The organism is Desulfosporosinus shakirovi, assembly GCF_020595055.1.
In the GTDB taxonomy this organism is placed as follows: Bacteria; Bacillota; Desulfitobacteriia; order Desulfitobacteriales; family Desulfitobacteriaceae; genus Desulfosporosinus; species Desulfosporosinus shakirovi.
The window spans coordinates 94,434-110,470 of sequence record NZ_JAJDOO010000014.1 but is presented as its reverse complement, the minus strand read 5'-3'; the positions used below and the strand labels follow the sequence as shown (position 1 = coordinate 110,470).

General features: G+C 40.3%; 16 protein-coding genes, 1 pseudogene and 1 riboswitch. Of the genes and pseudogenes, 13 read left to right on the top strand and 4 right to left on the bottom strand.

The genetic code is table 11. The features are described 5' to 3' along the window. Positions 1-13 precede the first annotated feature (13 nt). Complete coding sequence (gene pheA, locus LJE72_RS13930; protein ID WP_229248250.1) at positions 14-877, bottom strand: prephenate dehydratase; 864 nt, start codon at positions 875-877, stop codon at positions 14-16. A 556-nt stretch (positions 878-1,433) separates the two neighbouring features. Between pheA and pepF the strand changes: the two genes are divergently transcribed. Then, positions 1,434-3,236: an oligoendopeptidase F gene (gene pepF / locus LJE72_RS13925; RefSeq protein ID WP_229248249.1), complete on the top strand. Its 1,803-nt coding sequence runs from the start codon at positions 1,434-1,436 to the stop codon at positions 3,234-3,236. A 1-nt stretch (position 3,237) separates the two neighbouring features. Here pepF and LJE72_RS13920 read toward each other — a convergent pair whose 3' ends face one another. Then, a complete protein-coding gene (locus LJE72_RS13920; protein WP_229248248.1) occupies positions 3,238-3,978 on the bottom strand; it encodes a tetratricopeptide repeat protein in 741 nt (246 codons plus the stop codon). A 234-nt stretch (positions 3,979-4,212) separates the two neighbouring features. Here LJE72_RS13920 and LJE72_RS13915 point away from each other — a divergent pair, with 234 nt between their 5' ends. The 6 genes from LJE72_RS13915 to LJE72_RS13890 all read left to right on the top strand — a co-directional run bounded on the left by LJE72_RS13915 (position 4,213) and on the right by LJE72_RS13890 (position 8,792). Continuing rightward, positions 4,213-4,842: an HD domain-containing protein gene (locus tag LJE72_RS13915; RefSeq protein WP_229248247.1), complete on the top strand. Its 630-nt coding sequence runs from the start codon at positions 4,213-4,215 to the stop codon at positions 4,840-4,842. Positions 4,843-4,866: 24 nt separating this feature from the next. Further along, the gene (locus LJE72_RS13910) at positions 4,867-5,106 is read left to right on the top strand and encodes a hypothetical protein (protein WP_229248245.1); all 240 of its coding nucleotides are present in this window, start codon (positions 4,867-4,869) and stop codon (positions 5,104-5,106) included. Positions 5,107-5,198: 92 nt separating this feature from the next. Beyond that, a complete protein-coding gene (locus LJE72_RS13905; RefSeq protein WP_084110213.1) occupies positions 5,199-5,525 on the top strand; it encodes a HesB/IscA family protein in 327 nt (108 codons plus the stop codon). A 235-nt stretch (positions 5,526-5,760) separates the two neighbouring features. Continuing rightward, entirely contained in the window at positions 5,761-6,054 is a 294-nt protein-coding gene (locus LJE72_RS13900; RefSeq protein WP_229248242.1) for an ACT domain-containing protein, read from the top strand. Between the two features lie 46 nt (positions 6,055-6,100). Continuing rightward, positions 6,101-7,468: a PFL family protein gene (locus tag LJE72_RS13895; RefSeq protein WP_073029314.1), complete on the top strand. Its 1,368-nt coding sequence runs from the start codon at positions 6,101-6,103 to the stop codon at positions 7,466-7,468. Positions 7,469-7,842: 374 nt separating this feature from the next. Continuing rightward, positions 7,843-7,984: riboswitch (cyclic di-AMP (ydaO/yuaA leader) on the top strand. 4 nt (positions 7,985-7,988) lie between these two features. Beyond that, a complete protein-coding gene (locus LJE72_RS13890; RefSeq protein ID WP_229248240.1) occupies positions 7,989-8,792 on the top strand; it encodes a C40 family peptidase in 804 nt (267 codons plus the stop codon). A gap of 278 nt (positions 8,793-9,070) precedes the next feature. On the opposite strand, the gene uvrC is transcribed toward LJE72_RS13890, so the two are convergent. Further along, a complete protein-coding gene (gene uvrC / locus LJE72_RS13885) occupies positions 9,071-10,894 on the bottom strand; it encodes an excinuclease ABC subunit UvrC (RefSeq protein ID WP_396391077.1) in 1,824 nt (607 codons plus the stop codon). Between the two features lie 100 nt (positions 10,895-10,994). Here uvrC and LJE72_RS13880 point away from each other — a divergent pair, with 100 nt between their 5' ends. Then, the gene (locus LJE72_RS13880; protein ID WP_229248236.1) at positions 10,995-11,516 is read left to right on the top strand and encodes a hypothetical protein; all 522 of its coding nucleotides are present in this window, start codon (positions 10,995-10,997) and stop codon (positions 11,514-11,516) included. A gap of 14 nt (positions 11,517-11,530) precedes the next feature. On the opposite strand, the gene LJE72_RS13875 is transcribed toward LJE72_RS13880, so the two are convergent. Next, the gene (locus tag LJE72_RS13875; protein ID WP_229248234.1) at positions 11,531-11,974 is read right to left on the bottom strand and encodes a DMT family transporter; all 444 of its coding nucleotides are present in this window, start codon (positions 11,972-11,974) and stop codon (positions 11,531-11,533) included. Between the two features lie 136 nt (positions 11,975-12,110). On the opposite strand from LJE72_RS13875, the gene LJE72_RS13870 reads away from it, so the two are divergent. The 5 genes and pseudogenes from LJE72_RS13870 to LJE72_RS13850 all read left to right on the top strand — a co-directional run bounded on the left by LJE72_RS13870 (position 12,111) and on the right by LJE72_RS13850 (position 16,026). Then, entirely contained in the window at positions 12,111-12,485 is a 375-nt protein-coding gene (locus LJE72_RS13870) for a hypothetical protein (RefSeq protein WP_229248233.1), read from the top strand. Between the two features lie 132 nt (positions 12,486-12,617). Next, complete coding sequence (mqnE, locus tag LJE72_RS13865) at positions 12,618-13,721, top strand: aminofutalosine synthase MqnE (protein ID WP_229248231.1); 1,104 nt, start codon at positions 12,618-12,620, stop codon at positions 13,719-13,721. A 24-nt stretch (positions 13,722-13,745) separates the two neighbouring features. Beyond that, positions 13,746-14,229, top strand: a pseudogene (locus LJE72_RS13860) (metallophosphoesterase family protein). Positions 14,230-14,243: 14 nt separating this feature from the next. Further along, the gene (locus LJE72_RS13855; RefSeq protein WP_229248229.1) at positions 14,244-14,822 is read left to right on the top strand and encodes a DUF2103 domain-containing protein; all 579 of its coding nucleotides are present in this window, start codon (positions 14,244-14,246) and stop codon (positions 14,820-14,822) included. Between the two features lie 91 nt (positions 14,823-14,913). After that, positions 14,914-16,026 carry a hypothetical protein gene (locus LJE72_RS13850; protein ID WP_229248228.1) on the top strand — a complete coding sequence of 371 codons (1,113 nt, stop codon included), beginning with the start codon at positions 14,914-14,916 and terminating at the stop codon, positions 16,024-16,026. Positions 16,027-16,037: the final 11 nt, after the last annotated feature.

The following is a 16,037-nucleotide window of genomic DNA, read 5'->3' as shown; positions in this document are numbered from 1 at the left end:
TGACTCTCACTCCTTAAAATACTCTCTCGTGCGGGTGTGCTTTTGGGTAAGAACCAAGAAGTTTAACGGAAATATGTTCTTCCTTAAGTGCCCAAAGCACATCTTGAATGAGGGGAGCAAAGACATAACCGTCTACATCAACAAAGAAAACATACTCTCCCAGTTTTCGTTTTGAGGGACGGGATTCAATACGGCTTAGATTGATATGGCGTTTGGCAAATTCACCCAAAATACGATATAGGGCGCCGGGGGTATTTTCTGCAATAACCAAAAGAGAGGTTTTATCTTCGCCGCCAGACATTTCTGCAAGGCTATGACCAACCAATACAAAGCGTGTTGCATTTAATGTAGCGTCTTGAATGCATTCTCTTACAAGGTGAAGGTTATATAGTTGAGCAGCTCGACGAGGACCTATAGCCGCCCAGTTTTCCCGAATCGAAGAAATTCTATGGGCTGCCTCAGCTGTGCTCAGGCAAGTGATTTGTTGTGCATTAGGGAGATGATTCTCCAGGAAATCCCTGCATTGCCCAATCGCCTGTTCGTGAGAATAAACCCGCTCGATTTGTTCCAGAGGCATAGGTTCGTGTGCTAAAAGGCATTGGTCAATGGAATGGATAAACTCATTGGTGATAAAGATGTGCTCAGTTTGACCTAGTGTATCCATAGTTACTCCAACTTGCCCTTCGGTAGAGTTCTCTAAAGGGACAAAGGCCAAGTCAATTTCATTATCATTACAGGCGAAAAGCAATCGTGGAATTGTAGAGAATGCGATAAGCTCAGGCAGTGAATCATTTAATTCAGGCTGAGAAGCTATAAATAAATGAATCGCCTCCTCAGAAAAGCTGCCTTTAGGTCCTAAATAGCCAATTTTTTTCATGTCCAGTATGTCTCCTCTCTAAATAAAGAAAACTTGGCAAGCATAAAACGCTGGCCAAGGATGGCCGAGTGTCCCTGGAGCCAAGGACGGCGGGAAGGGACCGCTGGGAATGTATAAAAAAATCCGTCCCATCCCGTTTAAGGAACGATTCGGAGTTTTACGGCCCGCCCTCAAGGAGTTAAGCGATTTCTGTGTCCATTATGTAAAGACTTGATGAATATCGAATATATTTCTACTATCATAATACAGATAGAGATTAACGGCAAGTTTATAGTCGAAAGAGAAGAATTACACACTTGCATAGGTCGCAGTGATCTAGTAGAATATATCTTGGAAGGTTGGGGAACCTTCCAAGGGGATAGTGGACAAGGTGAAGCAGGCAGTGGTACGTACGCTGTCTGTTTCGCTATGTTTATAGGTATTTTGGGTATAATTTTTATAGGAGTACAACAATTTGATTTCTCCTATTACTTATAAAGTCTCTAAGAAATAGTAATTTACATGCAGGATGTATATAATAAAAGATAGGTAATTATTACTGGGGGGGTAAATATTCGTGGATCAGCAAAAACTTAAGACTAGAGCAGAAATACCAGAAGCTAATAAGTGGCATTTGGAAGACGTTTTTTCCGATAATAATCAGTGGGAGGCAGAGTATTCTCATGTCGAAAACCTATTGGAAGAAGGAAAGAAATTTGAAGGGCATTTAGCCGATAATGTGGATATGTTAATCTCGTGTTTTGACTGGATGGATGATTTAAGTCTTCGTATAGAAGAAGTATATGCATACGCGCGTATGAGGCGTGATGAGGACAATAGAATTGCTAACTATCAGGCTTTAACAGATCGAGCAGGTGCTCTCGCCGTTAAGGTTAGTAGTGCGGCATCTTTCGTTGTTCCTGAATTATTGGCCATGCCAGAAGGGAAACTGAAAGAATTCCGAGCAACGTCCACAAAAATGGAACTTTATAATCATGCGCTGGATGATATTCTTCGCAAGAAAGAACATATTCTTAGTTCAGCTGAAGAAAGATTATTAGCTGAAGTTGGTGAATTGGCAGAGGCCCCGGGGGCTATTTTTTCCATGGCTAATAATGCGGACCTTAAATTCTCGAATATTGTCGATGAATCTGGCCAAGAGATGGAATTAACAAAAGGTAATTTTATTCAGTTCATGGAAAGTCAAAAGCAGGAAGTGCGCAAGGCAGCTTTCAAGACGCTCTATGGTACGTATGAGAAGCAAAGAAATACCTGGGCAGCTACCTTGAACTCAAGCATAAAGTCAGACATCTTTTTTGCTAAAGCCAGACACTACCCCTCAGCCCTTCAAGCTTCTTTAGATGATGATCGCGTTCCGTTAAAGGTTTATGATTCTTTGATTAATACAGTGCATGATTTTTTGCCTCATATGCACAGATATATTCAATTGCGCAAAAAAACCTTGAAGCTTAGTGAATTACATATGTATGATATTTACGTCCCCATCGTCCCAGAAACGACCATGAAGATAACCTATGAAGAAGCAAAAGATATGGTCATTGAAGGATTAAGGCCTTTAGGGGAAGAGTATACCCGTATTCTGGAAGAAGGATTTTCAAAGAGTTGGATTGATGTTTATGAAAATGAAGGGAAAACAAGTGGAGCATATTCTTGGGGTACATATCGCGCCCATCCATTTGTGTTACTAAATCATCAAGATACACTGGATTCTATGTTTACCCTTGCTCATGAGATGGGACATTCATTACATACTTATTTATCAAATCGGAAACAACCTCATCTTTATGCTGGATATAAAATCTTTGTCGCTGAGGTTGCTTCGACGTTGAATGAATCATTAATTATGGAGCATCTCTTGAAAAAAACAACAGACCCTAAAATTCTGGCATATTTAGTGAACCATTATCTGGAGCAATTTCGAGGTACTATCTTCAGACAAACTATGTTCGCGGAATTTGAAAGAAAAGTTCACTCAGTTGTTGAGCAAGGCGGTGCCTTGACCGCGGATAATCTCTCGGAAATGTATCGCGATTTGAATTCAGTCTATTATGGAAAGGATGTCGTCCTTGACCCGGAAATTGCCTTAGAATGGGCACGTATACCTCATTTTTATAACGCTTTTTATGTTTATAAATATGCAACAGGTTTCTCGGCGGCAATTGCCTTTGCACGGTCGATACTGGAGGAAGGTCAACCAGCCGTGACTCGGTATTTAGAGTTCTTAAGCGGTGGAAGTTCGGATTATCCAATCGAATTACTGCGAAAAGCAGGTGTGGATATGGAGACCCCTGCACCTGTAGGGAATGCTCTTCAGGTTTTTGCGGGACTTGTAGATCAATTGGAGAAACTCCTGAATTAAATTAGGGTTTGACCAAGGTTTGAAAGCGAGGATCACTACGAACGGGGAGAAAGTCGTGTTCGTTACGGGCGACTTCCTTGACATCGGTATCAAGAGCAATCGCAGGTTTCAGATATTCTAGGACTTTGTCAATATTACCCTGGCGACCGTAAATGCTGGCAATGCCATAATAGCTCCATGTATCTCCATCGTCCAGTTGCAGAGCCTTTTGATAGGATGCGATTGATTCATCCCAGCGACCCGCCAGTTCATAAGCCAGCCCTTGGTTAAAATGTGCATAGACAAACGAAGGATTTAAATCAAGGGCTTGCGTAATAAGAGCAAGCCCTTGATTGTGGTGTCCTTGAAAAGCGAGAGCAGCTCCTTTGGCATTTAGTGCTTCATAACAATGATCATCAATTTGTAAAGCGTGATTGAAAAGATCAAGTGCTTCAGGGTATTGGCGTTGATAATAAAGCTTAAGCCCCTGTTCGTAGAGAACAAGTGCTTGGGAATCTGATATATGGACTGAGAGCAGAGCTGAGGTTCGGGAGAGCTCCCTATCTTGAGGTTCAGATGAAGAATCAAGGCTTTTCTCAGGCACGGCAGGTATTTCTTCTGGTTTAGTTGGGGATTGGGTTTGGTCAAATTCAGATGTAAAAGAAAACGTGGAATTAATTTGTAAAGTATAGAAAACTATTATAGCAATAACTAGGCCTACTCCAAGTGAAATGATAATTTTTGACGATAATCGTTTACGCATAAGCACTCCTTTGAGCATATGAATAGAGTCCAACAGAATTCTTTGCTAATTATAGCATAATTACAGAGATATATAATTAATATCCCTATAGACTTAAGTTGAGAATATAATTGCTAATTTCCATAATTGGAAAACTTGACAAGGTAGGAATAGCGGAATAAGATAATTTTAGAGTATTGTACCGAACCATCAAGTGTAAATGGTGTTTATCCTCTGGAATGGGGGGTTATAAAAATGACTGGTGTTTTATCACAAGGTGCTTTGCAACAGATTATTCAAGTTGCGCAAGGATTCTACGCTCGGAAAGATCGTGCCCATGATTTAGAACATGCTTTGAGAGTTAGAGAGTGGGGCAGAAAACTGGCTCTGGAAGAAGGCGCAGATATAATTGTCATTGAATTGGCTGCACTTCTCCATGATATTGGTCGTTCTGGTGCAGTGGAAAAAACTCATGCAGAAAGCAGTGCTGGGTTAGCCGTGAATATCTTGCAAAAAAACGGTTATTCTGAGGGGATAGTCAAACAAGTTAAAGAAGCAATTATTTCTCATTCTCGTGAGGCGGGGCATGAACCGAAGACCCTTGAAGCGAAGATTCTGTATGATGCTGATAAATTAGATTTTGTAGGTGCAATCGGGTTGGGACGATTGTTTACTTGGGCTGGAGTCCAAGGGTGGACTTTAGTAGGAGAAAACTCCTGTGAGAAGTTTTACTATGATAGAATCTGCAGCTACAGAGATCACTTGTTTACACAGTCTGCTAAAACATATTTTGATCCATTATTTCTTTATATGGAAGGATTTTGGCAACAATTACGTGCCGAAAGACTTAAATTATCTAATTCTGGACAAGCTGACACTATATAAAGCTTGAAAGGATGAATCAAAATAATGCGTTGGTTTTGGCGACTGTTGACTCTCCTTGTTTTTCTGGGACTCGTTCGAACTTTATTGGTTCCAGAACCGAAAACCTTTATTATTTGGCCAAAAGATCAAAATTGGGTACAAATGATTCAAGGGGAACTAAGACAATGGCAAAAATTATCCCAGGATCTCCCGGCGAGTATTGAAGTTGAAGTGCGTCGTCTTTGGAAAGATTTTAAACCAAATGGAGACGGCAAAGAAGTATAATAAACAATAAGAGTTATATTTATGTGATACTTTTAAAAAAACTAGAAGTATGGTATATTAAGAATTAATTGGATTAAAAAGGAGTGAAGATAATGGTTAATATTACTGAAATAGCTGCCCAGAAAGTTAAAGAAGTGCTTAAGAATCAAAATAAAGAAAATGCATTTCTTCGCCTTTATCTTGTAGGCATTGGCTGAGGTGGGCCGAATTTCGGCATGACTCTGGAAGAGTCAAAAACGGATGAAGATGTTCTTGATGTTGAGCATGGTGTTTCTATTCTAACGGATAAAAAACTTACTACCCACTTAGAAGGGGCAGTCGTCGATTTTATTGAATCCAACAATGGTGGTGGATTTGAAATTCGAACGGCGAAGTCCGGTGGTGGTTGTGGAGATAGTTGCGGTGGAAGCTGTTCGTAATTGTTCGGTGAAAGAGAGCTCAGTGAGCTCTCTTTTTTAGTATCTTATATAGAACCATTTATAAGAACAATTTATCCCACGTATGAATTTATATTTAGTAAAAACTTACGGTTTTTTAGTCATTTTTGGTTATACATTTATAAACATAAAACTTGAATGGGCTTGAGTATACTAGGTAAATATGTTAGTCTAATCCCCATAATAGATACATTGCCGATAAAAGGGAGGAAGAACCATGACTATGCCACGAGAAGAATCTAATCATGCAATTATAACCGTAATAGGGCGTGATCAGATTGGAATTATTGCTTGGGTATCCGGGCGTCTTGCTGAATATCACGTAAATATTCTAGATATTAGTCAGACAATATTAAATGAATTTTTCACAATGATTATGGTCGTAGACTTAGAGCCATCTGCATTAAAGCTTGACGTATTAGCAAGCGCCCTGGAACAAGAGGGAGACGACAAAGGATTACAGGTAAAGGTTCAACACGAAGATATTTTTAAGTTTATGCACCGTATCTAATTGTAAAAACAGACAGATGGAGTTAAGTGAATAGTGGAGGTAAGTCATGACAATCACATTCGCACGAGAAGAAATACAACAAACAATTAATATGATTCATAAGGAAAACCTTGATATTCGGACTATTACAATGGGAATTAGTCTGCTTGATTGCAGCTCCGATGATATTGGCAAGATGGAAAAGAAAATTTATGATAAGATTACCAAAAATGCAGGGAGATTAGTTGAAGTTGGCGAGCAAATCTCGGCACGTTATGGGATTCCAATTATAAATAAACGGGTTTCTGTTACCCCCATAGCTATCGCTGCAGCACAAATGAATGTAGATGAAATGGTACGGATTGCTAAGACATTGAACCGGGCTGCCCGCGAGATTGGAATTAATTTCGTCGGCGGTTTTTCTGCGCTAGTTCAAAAAGGGTTTACTTCAGGAGATTTGGCACTTATAGATGCTATACCACAAGCCCTTAGTGAGACGGAATTTGTCTGTTCCTCAGTGAATATCGGAACAACAAAAGCTGGAATTAACATGGATGCGGTGCTTAAAATGGGCAATGTAATTCTAAAGTCTGCGCAACTCACTGCAGACAATGACGGGATTGCGGCTGCTAAGTTAGTGGTATTTTGTAATGCCCCAGAAGATAATCCTTTCATGGCGGGTGCTTTCCATGGTGTAGGCGAACCGGATACAGTTATTAACGTTGGTGTCAGCGGCCCAGGGGTTGTCGCAAAGGTTGTGAAAAAATATCCTGAGGCAGATTTTAGTGAACTGTCAAATTTGATAAAACAAACTGCCTTCAAAATTACCCGTATGGGAGAGTTAATTGCGCGCGCGGCATCAAAGGCTTTAGATGTCCCGTTTGGAATTATAGATCTTTCCTTAGCCCCTACTCCCGCAATTGGAGACAGTGTAGCAGAAATACTTGAGAATATGGGTCTTGAACGATGTGGAACCCATGGAACCACCGCAGCCTTAGCTCTGCTCAATGATGCAGTTAAAAAGGGGGGAGCAATGGCATCATCTCATGTTGGAGGGTTAAGCGGCGCTTTTATACCTGTTTCGGAGGATGCAGGAATGGTAAGGGCTGTCGAAGAAGGGGCTTTGACCCTTGATAAGTTGGAAGCAATGACCTGTGTCTGTTCAGTCGGCTTGGATATGATTGCGTTGCCGGGTGATGTTAGCGCAGAAACGGTTTCGGCCATCATAGCAGATGAAGCGGCCATAGGGATGATTAATAAGAAAACTACGGCAGTGCGAGTGATTCCTGCGATTGGTAAAAAAGCCGGAGATCGAGTAGAATTTGGAGGACTTTTGGGAGGAGCACCTGTTATAGCTGTGCATCCCTATTCTTCAAAATTGTTTGTGCATCGCGGAGGTCGAATTCCTGCGCCAATTATAAGCCTTACAAACTAATTCGAAATTTGTTGCTAAGTATTCATAAAGTTAAACGACCTGTAATGAGGTCTTTTTTCTTTGTGTCTTCATTTTACTTAAGGAAAAAACATAAACTTCTTGGATGTGGCTCAAAAATAGCCTTTCTAGGTAAACATTGGTTGGATGGCGGATTTAAAGTGGGATAACACTGTTGTAGGGATTTAAGTGAGACCATTCATATAGTAAGGTTACAGGCAGGTTTATCGTCTTCTGGATAGGCCTAACCCTATATCCGATTTAGGTCTTAGGTAATTTCAACATATAATAACTGGAATTGATATTTTTCCGCAGAGAGGAATTTTTTTCCTCAGGAATTTTGCAGGACATTTTAGGTTTGTCTCGAATAGTATTAACTATAGTAAAAGCTGAATCCAAATCCTGTACTTTGGAGCGGGGGATTATTATGGGGGTGAATCACGTGCCTATTCACGTGTAGGGCTTACACCTGCTGCCCGAATCCGTCAACTAACCTCGCAAGCTAAGAAAGGTGGATTTTTTCTTGGCGGTTTCCTCATCTACGTGTAAGTGGTTGGGAAGCGTTGCTTTGTCGGGCTTGCTTTTAGCAAGCTGCCTTCCTACTTTAGCTTCAGCTCAACCCACGACGATAAGCCGTACCCCTATGAAGTCCTTGTTGCTAGTTGCTGATAGTTTATCGGCAACAAGTTATACTCAGACAGTACGCAAGCAAATGCAATGGGTCGCAAGCCCGATCACCAATGTCAGTGTGGAAAGTGCTGCTTCCATACCTGAATCTATATCTATACCGAGCGAGCCAGTCGCTGTTGCCGTTGCTGAGAAAACAACTCAGCAAAGTAATGATGCACAAACAATTATAAAAGTACAGACTGCTAAAAAAGCTTCAGAACCTGTTCAAGTCGCAGCCGCAGTGCAAGGAAAAGCCGCAGTGGAAACAGAACTGCCTAAACAACAAATATCTAGATCCGGAAGCCCTAATCTTGTGAGTAATGCTTTAAGTCTAAAAGGTGTACCTTACGTTTTTGGAGGAATTAGCAAGAGTGGCTTTGATTGTTCGGGATACACTCAGTATGTTTTCAAGGGTTCGGGCATATCCTTGCCAAGGACATCTCAAGAGCAATTTAATGTGGGGTCACCTATAAAGAAAGATCAACTGCAAACGGGTGATTTGGTATTCTTCACGACGTATGCAAAAGGACCGTCCCATGTTGGCGTTTATATCGGCGGTGGAAATTTCGTACATGCGTCAAACAGTGGTGTACGTACAACAAGCCTTAGTGATGGTTATTATTCTAGCCGTTATCTGGGGGCACGTAGAGTCAACTAGTTTACCTAATAAGGGAAACTATGACAGTACAAAAAGGTCCAGCAAGAATTTGAGTTCTTGCTGGACCTTTTTGTATTATTACTTTCAAAAATTGTTCTAAAGTTGTGGTAACCAGGGGATAGGTTTGAATTTAACGCATTCCCCACCTGGTTTAGAAAAAGCTAACGACGAATTCTGGATATAATAATCCGTCATTGAGCATTTATGAGTTCGTTTAAAGTAACATTTTCGACATACTTCAACTCGATAATTTAGGATCACTGGAAGAATTCTCCTTTCTATTCGACAGCTAAGGTTGGCTTAGTGTCGCGAAAATATTCATAGATTGTGGTGGCTGCATTTTGTGGAATTCCAGCTGCTTGAAGCTCTTCAAGGCTGGCACACTGAATCTCATCCAGAGATGGAAAATGACGTAACAGTTGCTGCTTGCGTTTAGGGCCAATACCTGGGATGCTGTCTAGTGCAGAGAAGGTCATATTTTTAGTTCGTTGTTGGCGATGGAAGGTAATTGCAAAGCGATGGACTTCATCTTGAATTCTGCCAAGTAAAAAAAACGTGGGATGATTTTTAGTTAATGGGACTTGGACCCCTGACTGATCTAGAAGTCCATGAGTTTGATGTCGGTCGTTTTTAACCATGCCAGCAACGGGGATGGATAAGCCTAATTCTTTTAATGCCTTTAAAGCAGCGCTTACTTGGCCTTTCCCTCCATCAACTAGAATTAAATCTGGAAGAGGTTCGTTTTCTGATACTAATCTTGAATATCTGCGCATAACCACCTGATTCATGGCAGCAGTATCGTCCAATGTTTCCATGGGTTGAATTTTGAATTTACGGTACCCCCTGCGTTGAGGTTTACCTTCGATGAATTGTACCATACCGGCAACGTTATGAGTTCCCGCAATGTTTGAAATGTCAAAGGCCTCGATTCTGCTGGGAGCTGGGATGCTTAAGACTTCTCCAAGTGTTTCTAAAGCCTGCCCTGTTTCATTTTGCTGCTTAACTTCAATAGTAATTGAGTCGTGAAGGGTGGTCTGGGCATTCGTCATTGCCATTTGGATTAATTCTCGTTTCTTCCCTTTTTGGGGGACAACGATGGGAAATAGTCTAGATAAGACCAGAGATTCAATAGATGGGAGCAAAATTTCTTTGGGCCATACTTGGCGTTCAATATAGAACTGAGCGATAAAGGAAATGAAGGCTTCTTCTGGATCCTCGTAATAGGGGAAAATATAGCTATCTCGAGCTAACAATTTGCCTTGACGCAAATAAAAAACTTGAATGCACATCTGGTCTGTCGTTATAGCATATCCTAAAACATCGCGATCAATAAAGTCATTGAGCGTGATGTTTTGCTTTTCTCCTAATTGCTTCAAATCTTCAATTAGGTCTCGATATTCTTTGGCTCGTTCGAATTGAAGCGCTTCTGAAGCTTTAAGCATTTTTCCATTTAAGAGAGCGAGAATATCGCTTTGATCACCCTTTAGAAAGGTGGAGACCTCTTTCCGCATTCCTGAATAGACATCGGGAGAAATGTCATCAATACAAGGGGCCAGGCATTGCTCTAAGTGGTAATATAGGCAAGGCTGTGAGGGTATCTGCCGACATTTTCGAAAAGGAAACAATCGATTAAGCAAACGTGCAGCTTCCTTAGCGGCTGTTGAATTGGGATAAGGTCCATAGTATTTAGATTTATCTCTTTTTATTTGTCTGGTTACAAGGACCCGTGGATGACTTTCCTCAGTAATTGTTAGGTAGGGATAAGTCTTATCATCACGTAAGAGAACATTGTATTTGGGGTTATGCTTTTTAATTAAATTACATTCTAAAACAAGGGCCTCAACTTCGGAATCTGTCGTGATATATTCAAAATCAGCAACTTGACTGACTAATCGGGCGGTTTTACCATCATGTGATCCTGTGAAATAGGATTTAACTCGGTTTTTGAGTATTTTTGCTTTGCCGACATATATAATTTGCCCCTGATTATCTTTCATCAAATAGACCCCTGGTTTTTCTGGCAACAACGTCAATTTTTGTCGAAGAAGATTCATATTCCCCACCTCAACTCTTATTTTAGAGGGTGGAATTATGAGATGCAAGTTTATTAATCATATCTTTGCACTGACATACGTATATATGGTAATGAGATTGCGGGTGTCATAGCAGACCTGAAGTACAAGTACAAATGGAGGGAAAGGTATGTCTAATACTTGGAGACGACCACCGCGCAATGAAATATGGCGGGATTTACAAGCCCTTGCTCTATGGATATTGATTATTGGAGTTGTGGGTTACGTTCTTTTTCCAAGCTTTTTTAAAGATATCTATTCGCATCTGGCGGACCCTGTTACTCAAACTAGTACTCTTAACGATCAATATACTCTAAATAATTCAATTAGTACAAGTTCTGATTTGACAGATCAGAACTTCTTTGGGCAGGATTATTCTAGTGTATCTAATGCACTATATAATAATAGTAATGACGAAGTATCCATAGGTTACTGGGTTATCTTTGTCGCTGACGGAGAATTCAAGCAGTTGTCAGTAAGCAGTAATACCTACACCTATTTGCTTAGCTTAATAGAAAGTGATGTAAATGCTGCCGGAAAAATTACGATGATATTATCTTCAAACGGTAAAATAAGCAAGTATAATGTAAGTCAAGAGATATACGCCATTATTACCAATATGGCTTTAATCGTAAATCGTAATAATACCTAAAAATTACAATAGGCTCAACGGAAGAGCAACTTGGCTCCTACAGCGAAGAAGCCAATCCCCAGCAGTTGCCATGGACTCCATGGCAGTCTGTTCACACCTAGCAAGCCAAAATGGTCTATGAGTACAGCGGTACTGACTTGGCCAATAATAATCGCTGTGGTGGCATTACACACCCCCACTTTTGGGATGCTCACTGCAACAAGTCCTACTATGATGACACTTAGAACACCGCCCAGATATAGATACCAAGGGGTTGAACTCCAATTATGGTTTAAGAATGGTGCTCTCCACAAGAGAACAGCACCTAGAGAGACAATGGTTCCAATGATATGGACAACGAGTGTCGCCGAAAGTAAAGATGTCTTTTGACTTAACGATGAGTTTATGGTGCCCTGAACAGCCATAGCAACCCCTGAAATAGCTGCTATTAAAAAAGGAAGAGAAAGCAATTTTAACATTTAATACCTCCTGAATAAGTTTTTGGAAGCATGGTGAATAAAGCCATTTCCGTTAAGATGTATCAGTATTCATTACCAAGGTTAAGGGGAAAATGTAAGTATCGTAAAAATAAAATAATTGAAAAAGAGGTGCATCATGGACATTGATTACAATTTGGTACAGCGCGCCCAGATGCTACTCACTCTGGACCATCCTTTAACACATGTTCGAGAAATCCTGCTAAAGGAAGGATATCCTCAAGAACAAGTTATAGAATTAATGGATGCCACCGAAGAAGTATTAAACTACCTCGTTCCGCCACAATATGATAAAAATAAAATAGGAATCGATATCTTACACCCTGGAGAAGAGAAGACACAGGGCAGGAAACCGACAGTTGATATATTAATTGACAAACGATCTGGACGGTTGGAACTTATAACCTCAGACCAACCTGAGACCTGGCGCGTGGCCAACGAGGTTCGCAAAGCTATCAAGCGCCAACGCAAAGCAACGAAATATTATCATTAAATATTAGCCTGACTGTAAAAGTATTTACAGTCTTTTTTTATTTAGTTCGACATCTTTCTATATCTTTTCTCGAATTTCAGGAATTATGTTATAATAAGAATAAGTAACAATTTCAGGAAAGAAGGGTCCATAGTGGAATTTAATCCAGTATTAAAAGGGTTAGAAAAGGTATATACAAAAATTATTAAAGAACAAAGACTAAACAGAGAAGACGGTTTAGAACTTTTACAAACGACTAATATACTTGGTCTTGGTCACCTGGCGGATGAGCGGAAACGTGCTATGACTGGTGATCAGGTTTTTTATAACAATAATGCTCATATTAACTATAGTAATGTATGTAAAGTGCGGTGTGGACTTTGTGCCTTTGCAAAAGACTCTGGTGAAAAGGGATCTTATACAATGTCAATCGATGAAGTTGTCAATAAAGCAGGACAATTCGCAGAGCAAGGAGTTACTGAACTTCATATTGTAGGGGGAATACATCCGGATCTTCCTTTTTCGTATTATCTGGACATGATCCGAAAGATCAAAGAACGTGCTCCTCAAGTTAGCTTAAAAGCTTTCACTGCGGCAGAATATGATTTCTTTGCTCAGATTGAGAATGTGCCTGTAATAGAAATTCTTAAAACATTAAAGGACGCCGGTCTGAGCTTTATTACGGGTGGGGGAGCAGAAAATTTCAGTCCAAGAGTACGAGAAATTATTTGCCCCGGAAAACTAAGCGGTCAGCGGTGGTTAGAGATTCATCGTCTTGCACATCGGCTCGGCATTCCTTCTAATGCCAACGTGCTTTATGGTATTATTGAGACAGATGAAGAACTGATTGATCATCTCTTAGCGTTACGGGATTTGCAAGATGAAACAATGGGATTCAAGGCCTTGATTCCTACGGCCTTTCATCCCAAAAATACCAAATTTGAAGATCTGCCTCAGGCCAGTGCTATTCGCACCTTAAAAGTAATCGCAGTTTCTCGCTTAATATTGGATAACTTTCGTTATATTAAGGCTTATTGGGTTTCTTCAAGTCCTCAAGTGGCCCAAATGGCGCTTTCATTCGGTGCTAATGATCTTGATGGGGTTGTACGGGAAGAGAAAATTTATCATACGGCTGGTGCCACAAGTCCACAAATGCAAAGCGAATTGCAGTTAATTAGCATGATTCACGAACTAGGCCTAGAGGCCGTTGAGAGGGATACCTATTACAATGTGATTAAGACCGTACGTCCTCAATAGAGTTAGAACTAAGAGGTGGTTAAGATGCACATCGCAGTATTGTCAGATACCCATTTACGCAAAGGAAAGTCTCTCCCTAGTTTTGTTTGGGAACACATATCTCAAGTTGATGTAATTTTGCATGCCGGTGATTTAACCCATATTGGGGTGTTAGAGGAACTTTCTTGTATTGCCCCTGTTCGAGCGGTTAGAGGAAATTGTGATGGCTGGGATGTTTCGTTGCCCGATCATGATATAATTGAATGCGGGACATTAAATATTGGTTTAATTCACGGTAATACCGGAAAGGGGAAAAATACCCCGGACCGTGCCTATTCTTCATTTGCAGATTCTGCAGTTAATATCATTGTTTTTGGTCATAGTCATTCTCCATATTTGGAATGGAGAAACGGTATCCTTTTGTTTAACCCGGGTTCTCCAACGGATAAAAGACGGGAACAATACTTTTCTTTTGGGCTGATGGATAATTCTGCAAGGGCAGGTCCAAGCCAAGCATCTTTACTTCTAAATCCGGAGGAAATCATGAAACATCGAAGGAATAAGGTCAAACGTGAACACGGTATTATTCAAAATGCTTTACTCTGGTTAGAAAGTTTAAGCCGTTTAGCGGAAGTGACAGACATCATTCCTGGTGTTATAGATGTTAGTCGGTCCTCAGAAAGAGGCATTGTTTATAAATACGAAACTCAAACGGGATGTAAGCTATTGCTTAAAAGTAATGGATCCATTCAAGAAGCCTTTGTAGTAACTAAACACCCTGGACGTGTTCGGGAGTGGGTTGATACGGAGTTTCCGCCCGATTTACCACCAACCATTGCTAAAAGCATATATCCAAATGACTCCTACGAAACTAAAAAGAAGATATTAAAGATTTCCACAAAACCAGCGGTCGAATTAGAATACAAACCTTCCATACCAAGGCGCCAATCGAAAAAACAAAAGCGCTCTAAAGCTGTACCGTCTTATTTTAAAGATGACGATGCACTAAATGTTGCTGACCGATTGGACAGTTCTACACTGAAGGCCTTGAAACAGTTTGAAAAATCACTGGAAACCGTTAAGACTGAAAACCTTAACGCAAAAGATAAAAGAAAATCGTAGATTAGCAGCTTAAGACGCATGTCTTGTCAGGCTGAAAAAATTAGTAACTTATGGCTATATAAGCTGTTCAGCATACGAGAGGTGTATAAGTATGGAAGTAAGCAACATATCGACAGCACCTAGTTCGATTAGTGCATCTTTTCTTAATAGGTTTCAGCTTGGAGAGCGTCTATTGGTGGAAGTCGTTCAAAAACTCAATGACGGGGAAGGGACTGTTCGAATAAAAGGACAAAATATGCACGCTCTTTTAGAAACTTCTACTCAGGCGGGGGAGAAGTTTTGGGTTAAAGTAGGAAGTTTAAATGAGGGCGGCTTATTGCTGATACGCGAGCCCATCCTTGGGAAATCGAAAGATATTTCTTCAGCCCCTCAACAATTACAACTGATCATAGAGAGGGGATTACCCAATAACCAAGAAATTATTGCCTTGATAAAATCATTCCAAACATCAAATTTGGGGTTGTTTCGTTCATTGTTTGGGAGTATGCAAGGGACTTCAATAACTGATGAATTGTTAACCAACTTAAAAAGGGCAATCCCTCAATGGAACATTTTTTCAGAAGATAATGGAACGGAAGAACTATTGTCGAGTTTGAAAAAACTTGGTCTTAATTATGAACAACGGATACATCAAATGATGAAATTAGATTATCCTGAACGGGAAAGCGAGAAACAAAGGCTACAGGAGACCTTCAAAGGAGTGCTCCTTAAAATAATCCAAAGTCAAACAAGTGAGGACATGTCTGATTCTGATAGTCCTCTGCTACAATTACTTCAGAAGATAACCGGTCAACAACTGTGGCTTAAAACAGGAACTATGGACAGTGCTTATATGATGCTCCATATTCCACTCTTTAATAAAGAGCAGTTTATTCCTGTCCAGATAGCCATTGAAAGTGCGCGAAAGGGACTGAAAATGGATGAACAACACTGTAGAATTGCTGTCTTAGTTGAAACTCAGGAGCTCGGAGAGATAGGGATTGATGCTTTTTTTAATGAGAATTCATTCACATGCCTTGTTTTAAGTAATGATTTGCAATTCTTGCCGGCTCTCATTGAAACAGTTGTTCCTGAAACAAGGGAAAGGTTTGCAAAACTGGGATTTCACATAGAGAGAGTTGAAATGGGAGAATTTGATCAAAATCTTGAATTTAAACATTTCCTTCAAGGATCTCGCCGTACTGGAGTTGATATTTCGAGGTGAAAGATAAGAGC

Coding starts and splice junctions, on each gene's coding strand:
- LJE72_RS13880 (WP_229248236.1), top strand. CDS start 10,995: ATGTCTAATACTTGGAGACGACCACCGCGCAATGAAATATGGCGGGAT.
- LJE72_RS13915 (WP_229248247.1), top strand. CDS start 4,213: ATGACTGGTGTTTTATCACAAGGTGCTTTGCAACAGATTATTCAAGTT.
- LJE72_RS13895 (WP_073029314.1), top strand. CDS start 6,101: ATGACAATCACATTCGCACGAGAAGAAATACAACAAACAATTAATATG.
- pheA (WP_229248250.1), bottom strand. CDS start 877: ATGAAAAAAATTGGCTATTTAGGACCTAAAGGCAGCTTTTCTGAGGAG.
- LJE72_RS13855 (WP_229248229.1), top strand. CDS start 14,244: ATGAAACATCGAAGGAATAAGGTCAAACGTGAACACGGTATTATTCAA.
- LJE72_RS13870 (WP_229248233.1), top strand. CDS start 12,111: ATGGACATTGATTACAATTTGGTACAGCGCGCCCAGATGCTACTCACT.
- LJE72_RS13910 (WP_229248245.1), top strand. CDS start 4,867: ATGCGTTGGTTTTGGCGACTGTTGACTCTCCTTGTTTTTCTGGGACTC.
- LJE72_RS13875 (WP_229248234.1), bottom strand. CDS start 11,974: ATGTTAAAATTGCTTTCTCTTCCTTTTTTAATAGCAGCTATTTCAGGG.
- LJE72_RS13850 (WP_229248228.1), top strand. CDS start 14,914: ATGGAAGTAAGCAACATATCGACAGCACCTAGTTCGATTAGTGCATCT.
- LJE72_RS13900 (WP_229248242.1), top strand. CDS start 5,761: ATGACTATGCCACGAGAAGAATCTAATCATGCAATTATAACCGTAATA.
- LJE72_RS13920 (WP_229248248.1), bottom strand. CDS start 3,978: ATGCGTAAACGATTATCGTCAAAAATTATCATTTCACTTGGAGTAGGC.